Source organism: Nocardioides iriomotensis, from assembly GCF_004168035.1.
Lineage (GTDB): Bacteria > Actinomycetota > Actinomycetes > Propionibacteriales > Nocardioidaceae > Nocardioides_B > Nocardioides_B iriomotensis.
The window spans coordinates 88,316-102,541 of record NZ_SDPU01000028.1; the positions used below are offsets into that span (position 1 = coordinate 88,316).

General features: G+C 72.8%; 16 protein-coding genes. 7 read left to right on the top strand and 9 right to left on the bottom strand.

Annotation, left to right across the window (positions count from 1 at the left end):
• Positions 1-4: 4 nt before the first annotated feature.
• Entirely contained in the window at positions 5-1,252 is a 1,248-nt protein-coding gene (locus tag ETU37_RS15585) for an MFS transporter (protein WP_129988271.1), read from the bottom strand.
• Between the two features lie 162 nt (positions 1,253-1,414).
• On the opposite strand from ETU37_RS15585, the gene ETU37_RS23275 reads away from it, so the two are divergent.
• Both ETU37_RS23275 and ETU37_RS15590 read left to right on the top strand, forming a co-directional pair.
• A complete protein-coding gene (locus tag ETU37_RS23275) occupies positions 1,415-1,573 on the top strand; it encodes a hypothetical protein (protein WP_165372549.1) in 159 nt (52 codons plus the stop codon).
• 14 nt (positions 1,574-1,587) lie between these two features.
• Positions 1,588-4,050 (top strand): phosphoketolase family protein, encoded by a 2,463-nt coding sequence (locus ETU37_RS15590; RefSeq protein WP_129988272.1) that lies wholly within the window; start codon positions 1,588-1,590, stop codon positions 4,048-4,050.
• A gap of 76 nt (positions 4,051-4,126) precedes the next feature.
• Here ETU37_RS15590 and ETU37_RS15595 read toward each other — a convergent pair whose 3' ends face one another.
• Together ETU37_RS15595 and ETU37_RS15600 are read right to left on the bottom strand one after the other, a co-directional pair.
• Positions 4,127-5,548 (bottom strand): GntP family permease, encoded by a 1,422-nt coding sequence (locus ETU37_RS15595; RefSeq protein WP_129988273.1) that lies wholly within the window; start codon positions 5,546-5,548, stop codon positions 4,127-4,129.
• On the bottom strand, positions 5,545-6,078 hold the full coding sequence (locus ETU37_RS15600) for a gluconokinase (RefSeq protein ID WP_129988274.1): 534 nt from the start codon (positions 6,076-6,078) through the stop codon (positions 5,545-5,547). The genes ETU37_RS15595 and ETU37_RS15600 overlap by 4 nt, the downstream gene beginning before the upstream one ends.
• A gap of 185 nt (positions 6,079-6,263) precedes the next feature.
• Between ETU37_RS15600 and ETU37_RS15605 the strand changes: the two genes are divergently transcribed.
• Both ETU37_RS15605 and ETU37_RS15610 read left to right on the top strand, forming a co-directional pair.
• Positions 6,264-7,013: a FadR/GntR family transcriptional regulator gene (locus tag ETU37_RS15605; protein WP_129988275.1), complete on the top strand. Its 750-nt coding sequence runs from the start codon at positions 6,264-6,266 to the stop codon at positions 7,011-7,013.
• Between the two features lie 200 nt (positions 7,014-7,213).
• A complete protein-coding gene (locus ETU37_RS15610; RefSeq protein ID WP_129988276.1) occupies positions 7,214-7,810 on the top strand; it encodes a hypothetical protein in 597 nt (198 codons plus the stop codon).
• Positions 7,811-7,824: 14 nt separating this feature from the next.
• On the opposite strand, the gene ETU37_RS15615 is transcribed toward ETU37_RS15610, so the two are convergent.
• The gene (locus ETU37_RS15615) at positions 7,825-8,313 is read right to left on the bottom strand and encodes a MarR family winged helix-turn-helix transcriptional regulator (protein WP_165372550.1); all 489 of its coding nucleotides are present in this window, start codon (positions 8,311-8,313) and stop codon (positions 7,825-7,827) included.
• Between the two features lie 41 nt (positions 8,314-8,354).
• Between ETU37_RS15615 and ETU37_RS23280 the strand changes: the two genes are divergently transcribed.
• Entirely contained in the window at positions 8,355-8,504 is a 150-nt protein-coding gene (locus tag ETU37_RS23280; RefSeq protein WP_165372551.1) for a hypothetical protein, read from the top strand.
• Position 8,505: 1 nt separating this feature from the next.
• On the opposite strand, the gene ETU37_RS15620 is transcribed toward ETU37_RS23280, so the two are convergent.
• The 5 genes from ETU37_RS15620 to ETU37_RS15640 all read right to left on the bottom strand — a co-directional run bounded on the left by ETU37_RS15620 (position 8,506) and on the right by ETU37_RS15640 (position 12,382).
• Entirely contained in the window at positions 8,506-9,252 is a 747-nt protein-coding gene (locus ETU37_RS15620) for a sulfite exporter TauE/SafE family protein (protein WP_129988278.1), read from the bottom strand.
• 62 nt (positions 9,253-9,314) lie between these two features.
• On the bottom strand, positions 9,315-10,370 hold the full coding sequence (locus ETU37_RS15625) for a sulfate/molybdate ABC transporter ATP-binding protein (protein WP_129988279.1): 1,056 nt from the start codon (positions 10,368-10,370) through the stop codon (positions 9,315-9,317).
• On the bottom strand, positions 10,367-11,152 hold the full coding sequence (locus ETU37_RS15630; RefSeq protein WP_129988280.1) for an ABC transporter permease: 786 nt from the start codon (positions 11,150-11,152) through the stop codon (positions 10,367-10,369). The genes ETU37_RS15625 and ETU37_RS15630 overlap by 4 nt, the downstream gene beginning before the upstream one ends.
• 22 nt (positions 11,153-11,174) lie before the next feature.
• A complete protein-coding gene (modA, locus tag ETU37_RS15635) occupies positions 11,175-11,990 on the bottom strand; it encodes a molybdate ABC transporter substrate-binding protein (RefSeq protein ID WP_129988281.1) in 816 nt (271 codons plus the stop codon).
• The gene (locus ETU37_RS15640) at positions 11,987-12,382 is read right to left on the bottom strand and encodes a TOBE domain-containing protein (RefSeq protein ID WP_476703575.1); all 396 of its coding nucleotides are present in this window, start codon (positions 12,380-12,382) and stop codon (positions 11,987-11,989) included. Before ETU37_RS15640 ends, modA begins: the two co-directional genes overlap by 4 nt.
• A 68-nt stretch (positions 12,383-12,450) precedes the next feature.
• Between ETU37_RS15640 and ETU37_RS15645 the strand changes: the two genes are divergently transcribed.
• A complete protein-coding gene (locus ETU37_RS15645; RefSeq protein WP_129988283.1) occupies positions 12,451-13,581 on the top strand; it encodes a glutamate--cysteine ligase in 1,131 nt (376 codons plus the stop codon).
• Between the two features lie 71 nt (positions 13,582-13,652).
• Positions 13,653-14,186: a hypothetical protein gene (locus ETU37_RS15650; protein WP_129988284.1), complete on the top strand. Its 534-nt coding sequence runs from the start codon at positions 13,653-13,655 to the stop codon at positions 14,184-14,186.
• Positions 14,187-14,226 lie beyond the last annotated feature (40 nt).

Sequence of the window (14,226 nt, forward strand, 5' to 3'; positions counted from 1 at the left end):
TTGCTCACGTGGCGGCTTCCTCCTTGGTCGGGGCGGACCCGGCCTGGTGGGCACGGGCGGTACGGCGTACGACGGTGAGCGTGAGGAGCAGGGTCAGGGCGGACGTGATCGCCAGCAGCCAGAGGCCGATCGCGTAGGACTCGGTCCGGCCGTACACGTAGCCCATGATCAGCGGCGGCACGAACCCACCCAGGCCGCCGGCGGCGCCGACGAGGCCGGTGACGCCACCCACGCGGGCGGGGTCGGTGACCGCGGCGATGAGCCCGAAGGTCGCACCGCTGCCCGCGCCGAGGGCTGCCGCCATCACCAGGAACGCGACCGTGCCGACGAGGAAGAGCGGCGGGGTGCCGGCGGAGATGGCCGCGCAGACCGCCACGACGGAGAAGACGCCCGCCAGGACCGGCACCGCGCCGAGCCGGTCGCTGAGCCACCCGCCGACGGGGCGCATCAGCACCGCGACGACGACGAAGCCGGCCATCCGGTTCGCCGCGTCGGCGGGCTCGAGACCGTGCGCGGTCTTGAGGTAGGCGGGCAGGTAGACGGAGAAGGCGACGTAGCCGCCGAAGGCCACGGCGTAGAGCACGCAGGCTTGCCAGGTGATGGGCAGCTTCGCGTTGGCGACGAGCCGGCTCGCCAGCGAGGTCGTCGGCACGGTGCGGCCGGGCGCGTCGCGGAGCAGGACCCAGGCGGCGATGCTGTAGACGGCCAGCACGGCGGCGGTGATCAGGAAGGGCGCGCGTTCGCCGACCTCGGTGTAGAGCTTGACGGTCGTGAGCGCGCTGATCGCGGTGCCGCCCATGCCGGCGCCGAACACGCCGATCGCGAGGCCGCGACGCTCCGGCGGGAACCACGCGTTGACGAAGGGCACGCCGACCGCGAACGCCGTACCGGCGATGCCGAGGAAGAACCCGCCGATGATCAGCAGCGTGTAGGAGTCGAGGGCGAAGAAGGCGATGAAGAGGATCGGCACGATCGTCGCGGCGGAGACCAGCGGGAACATCACCCGGCCGCCGAACCGGTCGGTCAGCGCGCCGACGATGATGCGCCCGAGCGACCCGACGAGCACCGGCACCGCGACGAGCAGGGCGACGTCGGACTCGGTGAGCTCCCCCAGCGTGCCGGTGTCGCGGAACATCGGACCGAGCGGGCTGATCAGCGCCCAGGCCCAGAAGTTCACGGCGAAGCCGATGGTCGCCATGACCAGCATCAGCACCGGCGACCTGGTGTCGGCAGTCGTCCCCCGAGACGTCATCTGTGCTCCTGACATCGGTGATGCCCTTCCAGTCATACGAAGCAACGCGGCCTTTGTCCATCCTCGGAACCGGCGAGTCGTCGGGACAGGGACCTTCGGCCCGTCCCGGGGGCCGGTCCGACCGTTTGCCGGGCGGGCCGACGGGTCGGCGCCGCGTCGTGCATGCTGCTCGACGGGCAGGCCGACGCCCTCACGCCGGACGCGGCCGGGCACGGGCTCGCCACCGTCGAGACGCGGGTGGTCGACGGCCGCGGTGCCCTGACCCTGTTCGAACGCGTCGCGCGGAGGCAGGATCGGGACCAAGGAGCCCGGCCGACCTGAGGAGGACCGCAGCGATGCAGACCCACGAGCCCGCCGAGCCGCTCGCCGTCGCGACCCGCAGCACGATCGAGGGGTCACCGCTGGAGCCGGACGAGCTGGCCCGGATCGACGCGTGGTGGCGCGCCGCCAACTACCTGTCGGTCGGGCAGATCTACCTGATGGGCAATCCCCTGCTGAGCGAGCCCCTGCTGCCCGAGCACGTGAAGCCGCGCCTGCTCGGCCACTGGGGCACGACGCCGGGACTCACCTTCGTCTACGCCCACCTCAACCGCGCGATCGCCCAGCGCGACCAGGACGTCCTGTACGTCACCGGGCCGGGGCACGGCGGGCCGGGGCTGGTGGCGGCGGCCTTCCTCGACGGCACCTACTCCGAGGTCTACCCCGAGATCACCGACGACGAGGAGGGGCTGCGGAAGCTCTTCACGCAGTTCTCGTTCCCCGGCGGCATCCCCAGCCACGTCGCGCCGGAGACGCCCGGGTCGATCCACGAGGGCGGCGAGCTCGGCTACGCGCTGAGCCACGCGTACGGCGCCGCGTTCGACAACCCGGACCTGGTCGTCGCCGCGGTGGTGGGCGACGGCGAGGCCGAGACCGGCCCGCTCGCGACCAGCTGGCACTCGAACAAGTTCGTCGACCCCCGCCGCGACGGCGCGGTCCTGCCGATCCTGCACCTCAACGGCTACAAGATCGCGAACCCCACCGTGCTCGCACGCATCCCCGAGGACGAGCTGCTCGCGCTGATGCGCGGCTACGGCCACACGCCGTACGTCGTCGAGGGGTCCGCCCCGGAGGAGATGCACCAGGCGTTCGCGGCGACGCTCGACCACTGCCTCGACGAGATCCGCGACATCCAGCAGCGAGCGCGCTCCGCCGGCGACGGCCACCGGCCGCAGTGGCCGATGATCGTGCTGCGCTCGCCGAAGGGCTGGACCGGACCCGCGTCGGTCGACGGGCACCGGGTCGAGGGCTCGTGGCGGTCGCACCAGGTCCCGTTCGCCGACGCGCGCAAGGACGACGGCCATCGCGACGTCCTCGAGCAGTGGCTGAGGTCCTACCGTCCGGAGGAGCTGTTCGACGCGACCGGCGCGCTCGTCCCCGAGGTCGCCGAGCTGCACCCGAGCGGGGACAAGCGGATGAGCGCGACCCCGCACGCCAACGGCGGCCTGCAGCAGAAGGACCTGCGGCTGCCCGACTTCCGCGAGTACGCCGTACCGGTGGAGGCGCCCGGCACCGGGGCGGTCGAGGCCACCCGCGTGCTCGGCGGCTTCCTGCGCGACGTGATGAGCCGCAACCTGTCGTCGTTCCGGATGTTCGCGCCGGACGAGAACTCCTCCAACCGGCTGCAGGACGTCATGGACGTCACGCCGCGCACCTGGAACGCCGAGCGCTGGCCCGAGGACGACCACCTCGCCCCGGACGGCCGGATCATGGAGATCCTGTCCGAGCACACCTGCCAGGGCTGGCTCGAGGGCTACCTGCTCACAGGGCGGCACGGCCTCTTCTCGTGCTACGAGGCGTTCATCCACCTCGTCGACTCGATGTTCAACCAGCACGCGAAGTGGCTGAAGACGACCAACCACATCCCGTGGCGGCGGCCGATCTCCAGCCTCAACTACCTGCTCACCTCGCACGTGTGGCGGCAGGACCACAACGGCTTCTCACACCAGGACCCCGGCTTCATCGACCACGTGGTCAACAAGAAGGCCGACGTGATCCGGGTGTACCTGCCGCCGGACGCCAACACGCTGCTGTCCGTGGCCGACCACTGCCTGCGCAGCAAGCAGTACGTCAACGTCGTGGTGGCCGGCAAGCAGCCCGCACTGCAGTACCTCACGATGGACCAGGCCGTCGTGCACGCCACCAAGGGCATCGGCATCTGGGACTGGGCCAGCAGCGACCAGGACGGCGAGCCCGACGTGGTCGTCGCGTGCGCCGGCGACGTACCCACGATGGAGGCGCTCGCCGCGACCGACATCCTGCTCGGGCACTTCCCGGACCTGCGCATCCGCTTCGTCAACGTGGTGGACCTGATGCGGCTGCAGGACCACGAGGAGCACCCGCACGGCCTGCGGGACCCGGAGTTCGACTCGCTGTTCACGAAGGACCGGCCGGTGATCTTCGCCTACCACGGCTACCCGTGGCTGATCCACCGGCTGACCTACCGGCGCACCAACCACGACAACATCCACGTCCGCGGCTACAAGGAGGAGGGCACGACCACCACGCCCTTCGACATGACGGTGATGAACCAGCTCGACCGCTACGACCTGGCGATGGACGTCATCGACCGCGTGCCGCGGCTGCAGGCCCGCGCCGGGCACGTCCGCGAGTCCCTGCGCAACAAGCTCATCGAGCACCGGATCCACGTGCGTACCCACGGCGAGGACCTGCCGGAGGTGCGCTCGTGGCAGTGGACGCGGTCGCCCGGGCCGGAGGTGCGCACCGGCGACGCGGCGCGGGAGACGCCGGAGGGCTGACGACGACCGGGCCGGGACCGGCGGACCGCCCGCGGCGACGCGCTGGTCGCCGCGGGCGGTCCGTCCGACGGCCGGGTCAGACCACGAGGCCGAGCATCAGCACGAACACCAGTCCGCTGACCGACAGCGCCGTCTCCATCAGCGACCACGTCTTGATGGTCTGGCCGACGGAGAGGGCGAAGTACTCCTTCACCAGCCAGAAGCCGGCGTCGTTGACGTGGCTGAAGAACACCGAGCCGGCGCCGATCGCCAGGACGACCAGCGAGACCTCGCCGGCGGGCAGGCCCTCGACCACGCCGAGCATCAGCGCGGAGGCGGTGATCGTCGCGACGGTGGCCGAGCCCGTGGCGAGCCGGATCAGCACCGCGAGCACCCAGGCGAGGAGCAGCACCGAGACGTCCGCGCCCTTGGCCCAGTCGGCGAGCAGCGTGCCGATGCCGGTGTCGACCAGCACCTGCTTGAAGCCACCGCCGGCGGCGACGATGAGGATGATGCCGGCGATGCCGGGCAGCGACGACTCCAGCACCTTGGAGATCGTGGGGAAGCTCATCCCGCTGCCGCGGCCGAGGAGGAACATGCCGGCGACGACGCCGATCAGCAGGGCGACGAGCGGCGTACCGATGATGTCGAAGAAGACCCGGACCGGAGCCGTGTTGTCCTCGACCAGGATGTCGACGAGCGCCTTGCCCATCATCAGCACGACGGGCAGGAGCACGGCGACGAGCGTGATGCCGAAGCTCGGCCGGCGACCCCGGTCGGCGAGCTCGTCGGCGTCGAAGCGGGTCGGCGCCGGGACGACCACCCAGCGGCCGGCGAGCGTGCCGAACAGCGGGCCCGACACAACGATCGTCGGGATCGCGACGATCACGCCGAAGACGAGGGTGGTGCCGAGGTCGGCCTGGAGGTTCTCGATCGCGGTGAGCGGGCCGGGGTGCGGCGGGACCAGGCCGTGCATCGCGGACAGGCCGGCGAGGGCGGGGATGCCGATGGTGATGAGCGAGAGGTTCGCGCGCCGCGCGACCAGGTAGATGACCGGCATCAGCAGGACCAGCCCGATCTCGAAGAACATCGGGAGGCCGATGATCGCGCCGACCAGGGCCATCGCCCACGGGAGCATCCGCGGCGACGCGTGGCCGACGATCGTGTCGACGATCTGGTCGGCGCCGCCGGAGTCGGCGAGGAGCTTGGCGAACATCGCGCCCAGCGCGATCAGCACGCCCACGCCGGCCGCCGTGGCGCCGAAGCCGGTCGCGAACGAGGTGAGCACGTCGACCCGGCCCTCGGGCGTGGCGTCCGTGGTGATCAGGTCCTGGCCGGCCAGGACACCGACGGTGATCGCGCCGAAGATCAGCGCGAGGAACGGGTGCACCTTGCCGACGGTGATCAGCAGGACGATCACGCCGATGCCCAGCAGGGCGGCGACGATGAGCTGCCACCCGTCGGCGATCGGAGCGACCGGCTCCGTCGACGCGGCGAACGTGGCGGTCAGGGGGGTCATGCGTTCTCCTCGGGGGCGACGGGTTGGCTGACGAACTGGTCGACGATGGCGTCCACGCTGAGGCCGACGTCGAGGACGACGCCGTGCTCGTCGTCGGCGAGCGGCTCGAGCGTGGCGAACTGGGAGGCCAGCAGCGAGGCCGGCATGAAGTGGCCGGGCCGGCTGGCCTGGCGCCGCTGGATCACCTCGGGGCTGCCGTCCAGGTGCAGCAGCTGCAGCCGCGGGGCGTGCCGCCGGAGCTGGTCGCGGTAGCCGCGCTTCAGGGCCGAGCAGCTCATCACGCCGCCGCGCTCGTCGTGGGCGGCGAGCCACGCGCCGATGGTGTCCAGCCAGGGGCGGCGGTCCTCGTCGGTGAGCGCCTGGCCGGCGGACATCTTCGCGATGTTGGCGGCCGGGTGCAGGTCGTCGGCGTCCGCGAACGGGACGCCGAGGCGCTGCGCGAGCGCGGCGCCGACGGTCGACTTGCCGGATCCGGAGACGCCCATGACGACGAGCAGCGGCGGCGCGGCCTGCTGCGGAGGTGCGGGCATCGGGGTCTCCTGGCTCGGTCGGTGCGGCGGGGCGGTGGCGGCGGGCCGTGACAGCGGCACAACGGGAACAGCGGTACCCGGGTGACGACCGCCACAGTCTGGACGCAAAGATATGATCTTTGCAAGACCCTGCTCCGAAATCATCGGATCTTCCCTGAGCGGGATCCGGCTGGGAGGATGGCCGCATGACGGCGACCGACCCCACGACTGCGACGCAGTCGGAGGCCGTCCGCCCGCACGGCGCACTGCACGGCGACGTCCTCGACTCCCTCGGCGCTCGGATCGTCGACGGGTCGCTGGCGACCGGCACGGTGCTGACCCTGGAGGGCATCGCCCGCGAGTACGCCGTGTCGATGTCGGTCGCCCGCGAGGCGATCCGGGTGCTGCAGTCGATGTCGCTGGTGGAATCCCGGCGCCGGGTCGGGGTGACCGTGCAGCCCCGGGAGGCCTGGCACGTCTTCGACCCGCGGGTGATCCGCTGGCGCCTCGACGGCGACGACCGCAGCGCGCAGCTGCTGTCGCTCAGCGAGCTGCGCAGCGGCTTCGAGCCGGTGGCCGCCGCCCTCGCCGCGTCGCGGGCCACGCGCGAGCAGTGTTCGGCGCTGGCCGCGGCGGTGAGCGACATGGCGGTGCACGGCCGCACCGGCGACCTGGACGCCTACCTGGTGGCCGACGTCGCCTTCCACCGCGCGCTGCTCGAGGCCAGCGGCAACGAGATGGTCCGGGCCCTCGGCGACGTCGTGGCCGAGGTGCTCGCCGGCCGCACGCACCACGACCTGATGCCGGCGCGGCCCAAGGAGGTGGCGATCGCGTTGCACGACGACGTGGCGCGGGCGATCCGCAACGGCGACGCGGCGACCGCCGAGCGGGCGATGCGCGCGATCATCGACGAGGCCGCCGGCGCGATGCGCGAGCAGTTCGACGACGCGGACTGACGCTCGACCCCGTCCCGACAGTCAGACGTCCCCCGCCGCCGGAGCGGCGCCGTCACATCGTCGTTTTGATTGCGATATAGCAACTATTACCCTTCCGGCATGGCCTGCGCCGCCTCGTTCGTGAGACGACGGGGCCAGGCACGTCCGTGTGCCGCACGAGAGAACACGTGAACCACGAGACCCGGAGGGGGACCCTCACCATGCGAAAGAAGATCGCGCTGGGATGCGCGGCAGCTGCCGCGACCGCCCTGCTCGTCACGAACCCGATGGTCGCCGAGGCCGCGCGCATGATCACCAGCGCCGACATCGTCAACGGCACCATCCAGTCACGCGACATCGACAACAAGTCCCTCAAGGCCAAGGACCTGGCGCCCCAGTCGGTCAAGAGCTGGAACATCGCCAACGGCACGGTGCGGACCGGCGACGTGAAGGACGGCTCGCTCACGGCCGACGACTTCGCGGCCGGGTCGCTGCCCGTCTCCGCCTACGCGCGGGTGACCGCCGGAGCGAACGGCGCGACGCTCGACGCCGAGCGTTCCAAGAACGTCGCGTCGGTGACGCGGACCGGGGCCGGCACCTACTGTCTGGAGCTGGCGCCCGGCGTCGACCGAGGGGTTGCTGTGCTCGCGTCACGCGAGGGCGGCACGGCCAACTCGGGCACCGACTCGGCGGCCTGGTCCGGCGCCTGTGGCACGAACGGCGTGCAGGTGATGACCGAGCGGCTGACCAGCGGCACCGGCGGTGCGATCGGCAGCACCCCGGTTAACGACATCTCGTTCATGGTGCTGGTCCCCTGACCGGTCGCGCAGGCTCAGCCGGGGTCCGGTCCCCTCGCGGGACCGGTCCCCTGCAGCGCGGCCTCGGTGAACCGGTCCAGGGCAGCCACCAGGTTGCGGCGATCGTCGGCGGTGAGCCGGGACATCACCGCCTCGATCCGCTCCCGGCGGAGGTCCATCGCCTCGTCGTAGAGGGTACGGCCGCGCGCGGTGAGCGTGACCAGCACCTGACGCCGGTCGGCGTCCTCGCGCCGGCGTTCCACCAGGCCGGCGCTCACCAGCCGGTCGACGATCCGGGTGGCGTTCGACGCGTGCACCGCGAGGTCCTCGGCGATGGTCGAGACGTGGCACCCGTCCGCGGAGGCGAGCACGAGCACGCGCCACTGCGGCATGGACACCGGGGGCTCCACCTGCGCCAGGGTCGTGGCGATCAGCGAGCCGAACACTCGCGACGCGCGCACGACGACGTCGACCTGCGCGGCGGGCAGCGCACGGCGCCGACCGCGATCGCTCGTCGGGACCACGGCGACCACCTCCGTCGGCAGTATGGCGGGGTGGGGTGAGCATGGCCACGCGGGGAGCCATGCTCGCCTTCGCCGTCCTCGCCCTGGCGATGGGGGCGATGTGCCTGGCGGCATCGCTCATCGAGGTCGCCGTCGGCTTCCTGGCCGCCGCCGTCGGGGTGGTGTGGCTGCTCGTGCGGACGCGGGACTGAGCTACCGCGCCAGCCAGACGGCGAGGCCGAGGCCCATCAGCCCGATGACGACCCGCAGGCCACGCTCGGGCAGCCGCCGGGCGATCCGCGGGCCGGCGACGCCGCCCACGAGCATCCCGAGCGAGATCGGCACGACGGCCGCCCAGGACACCGGAGCCACCACGACGTACAGCGCGGTGGCGACGAGGTTGCCGACCCCGGTGACCAGCGTCTTCATCGCGTTGCTGACGTGGAACGAGTCGGAGTAGCGCAGCGACAGGAGTGCCAGCACGATGATGCCGGCGCCGGCACCGAAGTAGCCGCTGTAGACGCCGGCACCGGTGAGCGCGACCCCGAAGGTACGGCGGTCGCCGCGCCCCTCGCCGCGACGCCGCCGCTCCGCCCACCTGCGCACGGTGTCGCGGAACAGCAGCAGCACCGCGCCGAGAGCGACCAGCCACGGCACGACCGCCTCGAAGGTCGAGGCCGGCGCCGCGAGGAGCAGCACCGCCCCGAGCGCCGCGCCCACCCCGGCCACGGCGCCCAGCACGGCCACGCGCCGGCCGTGCCCGCGCAGCTCGTCACGCGCGCCGACGAACGAGCCGACGCCGACCGCGGTCATCGCCGTGGTGTTGGAGACGTTGGCGGCGAGCGGCGGGAGGCCGAAGGCGAGCAGCGCCGGGTAGCTCACCAGCGACGCGAGGCCGGCCACCGTGCCGACGATGCCGGCGCCGATCCCGGCGGCGACGAGCAGCACGAACGCGATCACGTCAGCGTTCGCTCCGGCCCATGGGCTCGATTCTCCCGCGCCGCGCGGGGCCGGTCCACGCGTCAGGACGTGTAGACGGTCACATCCGTCGCCTTCACCGAGAACAGCACCCGGTCGCCCGGCGCGAGCCCGAGGTCCGCGACCGCCTGCGGCGTGACGTCGGCCATCAGGTCGACCCCGTGCACCCGGATCAGGTCGCCGCGCGGCTCCAGGTCGGTGACGGTGACGGGCAGCGCGTTGCGCGGGCTGCCGCCGGGCGGCTCGCGGAAGACGCCGACCGACGCCGGCCGGAAGATCGCGGCGACCCACGCCCCCTCGGCGGGCTTCTCCCCGACGGCGAGGCCGGCGACGCGGAGCCCGCTGCTGGAGTGCACGGACCCCTCGCGCCAGCGCCCGGCCACCAGGTTGAGCCCGGCGACCCGGGCCGCGAACGCGCTGCGCGGCTGCGCGAGCACGTGCCTGCTGGGCCCGGTCTCGACGACGCGGCCCCCGTCGAGCACGTAGACCCGGTCGGCGAGGAGCAGCGCGTCGAGGACGTCGTGGGTGACGACCAGGGCGGACTGCCCGGACAGCACCCGCTTGAGCATCTGCCGCAGCGCGGGCGCGACCGCGACGTCGAGCGCGGCCATCGGCTCGTCGAGCAGGAGCAGGTCGGGCTCGGCGGCCAGCGCGCGGGCGATCGCCACGCGCTGGGCCTGGCCGCCCGAGAGCTGGGCCGGCCGGCGGTCGGCGAGCTCGGTCGCGCCGACCCGGTCGAGCCAGGTGGCGGCGGTGCGGGCGGCATCCGCGCGCGACCGGCCGCGGGAGCGGGGTCCGAAGGCGACGTTGTCGGTGACGTCGAGGTGCGGGAACAGCAACGGGTCCTGGGCGAGCAGCGCGATGCGGCGGGCGTGCGGCGCCACGAACGTGCGGGTGTGGCCGGCGCCGACGTCGGTGAGCGTGCGGCCGGCCAGGGTGATCCGCCCACGGTCCGGCCGGAGCAGGCCGGCGACCAGGGCGAGCACGGTGGACTTGCCGGCGCCGTTGGGTCCGAGCAGCGCGACCACCTCGCCGTCGCCGACCTCGAGCTCCAGGTCGAGGTCGCGCTCGTCGACGGCGGCGGTGAGCGCGAGGCTCATGTGGCCCGTCCGCGGGCGAGACCGATGACGAGGACGGCCACGACGACCAGCACGAGGGAGAGCGCGACGGCGGCGTCGGCGTCGGTCTCGCGCTGGAGGTAGATCTCCAGCGGCAGCGTGCGCGTCACGCCTTGCAGCGACCCGGCGAAGGTGATCGTGGCGCCGAACTCCCCCAGCGCCCGCGCGAACGACAGCACCGCCCCCGAGACCAGCCCGGGCAGCACCAGCGGCAGCGTCACCCGCCGGAAGACCGTCGTGGGCGGGGCGCCGAGGGTGGCGGCGACGACCTCGTAGCGCTCGCCGCCGGTGCGCAGCGCGCCCTCGAGCGAGACGACGAGGAACGGCAGCGCCACGAAGGTCTGCGCGAGCACGACGGCCGTGGTGGAGAAGGCGATCTGGATCCCGAGCACCTCCAGCGACTCGCCGAGGAGCCCGCGACGGCCGAAGGTGTACAGCAGTGCGATGCCGCCCACGACCGGGGGCAGCACGAGCGGCAGCAGGACGAGCGACCGGACCAGGCCCTGCCCCCGGAAGGAGGTGCGGGCGAGCAGCACGGCCATCGGCACGCCGAGCAGCACGCACAGGACCGTGCTGGCGGCCGACGTGCGCAGGCTCAGCTTCAGCGCCTCGAGCGAGCTCTCCGAGGTGACCAGGGTGAGGAAGTCCGGCCAGTCGACGCGCGCGACGATCGCGACGAGTGGGAGCACGACGAACAGCGCTCCCGCCGCCGCCGGCACGAACAACCAGCGCGGCAGCCCGACCTGGCGCTGGTGCCTGGCCAACGGTCTCCTCGGGTGCTGGGGGTCAGGGTGCTCCGAAACCGTAGCCGTCGAGGACCTTCTGCCCCTCGCCGCCGGTCACGAGGTCGACGAACTCCTGGGCCAGGCCGGCGTGCTCGCTGTCGCCGACGGTGGCGATCGGGTAGACGTTCACGACCGAGTCGGCCTCGGGGAAGGTGATCCCCTCGACCGCGTCGCCGGCGGCGGCCACGTCGGTGACGTAGACCAGGCCGGCGTCGGCCTCGCCGCTGGTCACCTTGTTGAGCACGTCGGTCACCGACTGCTCCTCGCTGACCGGCTTCAGCTCCACCCCCGCGTCCGCGGCCACCTGCTGCGCCGCCGCGCCGCACGGCACCTCGGGCGCGCAGACCACGAGGTTGAGGTCGCCGCCGAGGTCCTGGAGTGACTCGACCCCGGCCGGGTTGTCCGGGGGTACGGCGATCTCCAGGGTGTTGGTCGCGAACTCGACCGGGTCGGAGCCCTGGAGGTCCTCGCCGGTCAGCTTGTCCATGTTGGCCTGGTCGGCGGAGGCGAACACGTCGGCCGGTGCGCCCTGCTGGATCTGCGCGACGAGGTCGGAGGAGCCGGCGAAGCTGAGCTCGACCGTGACCCCGTCGTGGTCGGCCTCGAACTGGTCGGCGAGGTCCTCGAACGCCGCGGTCAACGACGAGGCGGCGAAGACGGTCAGCGTGACGGGCTCGGCGCCGCCGCCGTCACCCGTGGCACCGCCGGCGGCGCCGTCGTCCGACCCGCAGGCCGCGAGCAGGGTCGCGGTGGCGACCAGGCCGACCAGGCCGACCAGCCGGGGCAGCCCGACCGTCGTACGCGGGTGCTTCCTCATCCCAGGCCCTCCGCGGTGTCGACGATGACGTTGGTGGACTTGATGACCGCGACGGCGACCGACCCGGGCTCGAGGCCGAGGTCGCGCACCGCCTCGGAGCTCATCAGCGACACGACCCGGAACGGGCCGCACTGCAGCTCGACCTGGGCCATCACGGTGTCGGTGCGGATGTCGGTGACCAGGCCGACGAACCGGTTGCGGGCCGAGCTGGCCGTCCCGTCCGGCAGTGCCGGCGGGTGCGCCTGGCTACGGGCCACCTGGGCGACCTCGTAGCCGTCGACCACCTTGCGGCCGGCCTCGTCGACGGTCGCCGCGAGAACGCCGTTGTCGACCCAGCGGCGCACGGTGTCGTCGCTGACCCCGAGATAGGTCGCGGCGTCACGAATTCTCATCTGCGGCACGAGAGTGATGATAGAGCCGCATCTGCGGAGGCGCTAGACGGGGATGCCACCATGGACACGTGCGCGTCGACTTCACCGGCTCCCCGCGTCCCACCGTCGGCGTGGAGTGGGAGTTCGCGCTCGTGGACAAGGTCACCCGCGACCTGTCGAACACCGCCTCGGAGCTGTTCGAGGCGGTCCACGAGCGCGAGGCGTCGGTCGTGGACGAGTCCAAGCTGCACAAGGAGCTGCTCCGCAACACAGTCGAGCTCGTCACCGGGATCTGCGACAACGTCGGCGAGGCGGTCGACGACCTCGCCACGACGATGCGGGTCGTGCGCCGGACCGCCGACGCGCTGGGCGTGGACCTGTACGCCGCCGGGACGCACCCCTTCGCGCAGTGGTCGCTGCAGCTTCTCACGCCCGGCCACCGCTACGAGGAGCTGATCGCGCGCACCCAGTGGTGGGGCCGCCAGATGCTGATCTGGGGACTGCACGTGCACGTCGGCGTGCGGCGCCGCGACCAGGTGCTGCCGATCGTGTCCTCGCTGCTCAACCACTTCCCGCACCTGCAGGCGCTGAGCGCGTCGTCGCCGTTGTGGAGCGGGCAGGACACCGGGTACGCCAGCAACCGGGCGATGATGTTCCAGCAGCTGCCGACGGCGGGGCTGCCGTTCCAGTTCCAGACCTGGGCGGAGTACGAGGGGTACGTCGCGGACGCCTTCCGCACCGGGGTCATCGAGCACATCAACGACATCCGCTGGGACATCCGGCCCTCCCCCGCGCTGGGCACCGTCGAGGTGCGCGTGTGCGACGGCGTGTCCAACCTGCGGGAGCTCTCGGCCCTCACGGCGCTGACGCACTGCCTGGTCGTCGACCTGGAGCGGCGGCTCGACGCGGGCGAGGAGCTGCCGACGATGCCGCCGTGGCACGTGCAGGAGAACAAGTGGCGCGCCGCCCGCTACGGGCTCGACGCCGAGATCATCCTCGACGCGGCCGGCAACGAGCGGCTGGTCACCGACGACCTCGACGACCTCCTCGAGCGCCTCTCGCCGCTGGCCCGCGAGCTCGCCTGCGAGGAGGAGCTGCGGCTCGTCGCCGAGATCCCCAAGACCGGCGCGTCCTACGAGCGGCAGCGGCGGGTGCTGGCGGAGAACGACGGCAACCTGGTCGCCGTGGTCGACTCCGTGGTCGCCGAGCTCGAGGACTGACCCGGGTCCACCAAGGCTCGGGTCCGCACCCGATGTCGACCGATCGGGTCGAGTTCGGGAGAATGGCCGGCATGACCGGCCGCCCGCCCGCGCCCCGCGCGGCTGCGGCGCGCGTGCCGGTCGCGGTCGCCGAGGTGGTCGGGTTCACATGGCTGGCCCACGTCGCCGCCGGGGGCGCGACCCCTGGCACCGGCCACCTGCTCTCCGTCGCTGCCGCCGTCGGTCTCGTGGCCGTGGCGCTTCGGCACCGGCGCGTCCGGCTTCCTGTCGCGGTCGCCGGGGCGGTGCTCGCGCAGGTCGGGCTGCACCTGGCGTTCACGCACGCCGCGGACATGCCGATGCACGGCGAGCACGTGCTCGCCTCCCTCGACGGCGGCATGCTGCTCGCCCACGCCGTCGCCGCGGTCGTCACCGCGCTCGCGCTGGCGTGGCAGGAGCAGGTCGTGGTCCGGCTCGCCGGGCGCCTGCTGCCGCGTCTCCTCGCGGCTCCCCCGGCAAGGCCCGCGCGCGTGGCCGCGACCGCCGTACCCCCACGGCCGGCGGCCTCGCTCCGGCACGCCGCCGCCGCTCCCCGTCGTGGACCTCCGGTCGTGGTGCCGGCCTGACTGCTGCCCCGCAGCGCCACGCCGTTCCGCCCCCACCGAC

Coding starts and splice junctions, on each gene's coding strand:
- ETU37_RS15585 (WP_129988271.1), bottom strand. CDS start 1,252: ATGACGTCTCGGGGGACGACTGCCGACACCAGGTCGCCGGTGCTGATG.
- ETU37_RS23275 (WP_165372549.1), top strand. CDS start 1,415: ATGCTGCTCGACGGGCAGGCCGACGCCCTCACGCCGGACGCGGCCGGG.
- ETU37_RS15590 (WP_129988272.1), top strand. CDS start 1,588: ATGCAGACCCACGAGCCCGCCGAGCCGCTCGCCGTCGCGACCCGCAGC.
- ETU37_RS15595 (WP_129988273.1), bottom strand. CDS start 5,548: ATGACCCCCCTGACCGCCACGTTCGCCGCGTCGACGGAGCCGGTCGCT.
- ETU37_RS15600 (WP_129988274.1), bottom strand. CDS start 6,078: ATGCCCGCACCTCCGCAGCAGGCCGCGCCGCCGCTGCTCGTCGTCATG.
- ETU37_RS15605 (WP_129988275.1), top strand. CDS start 6,264: ATGACGGCGACCGACCCCACGACTGCGACGCAGTCGGAGGCCGTCCGC.
- ETU37_RS15610 (WP_129988276.1), top strand. CDS start 7,214: ATGCGAAAGAAGATCGCGCTGGGATGCGCGGCAGCTGCCGCGACCGCC.
- ETU37_RS23280 (WP_165372551.1), top strand. CDS start 8,355: ATGGCCACGCGGGGAGCCATGCTCGCCTTCGCCGTCCTCGCCCTGGCG.
- ETU37_RS15625 (WP_129988279.1), bottom strand. CDS start 10,370: ATGAGCCTCGCGCTCACCGCCGCCGTCGACGAGCGCGACCTCGACCTG.
- modA (WP_129988281.1), bottom strand. CDS start 11,990: ATGAGGAAGCACCCGCGTACGACGGTCGGGCTGCCCCGGCTGGTCGGC.
- ETU37_RS15640 (WP_476703575.1), bottom strand. CDS start 12,382: ATGAGAATTCGTGACGCCGCGACCTATCTCGGGGTCAGCGACGACACC.
- ETU37_RS15650 (WP_129988284.1), top strand. CDS start 13,653: ATGACCGGCCGCCCGCCCGCGCCCCGCGCGGCTGCGGCGCGCGTGCCG.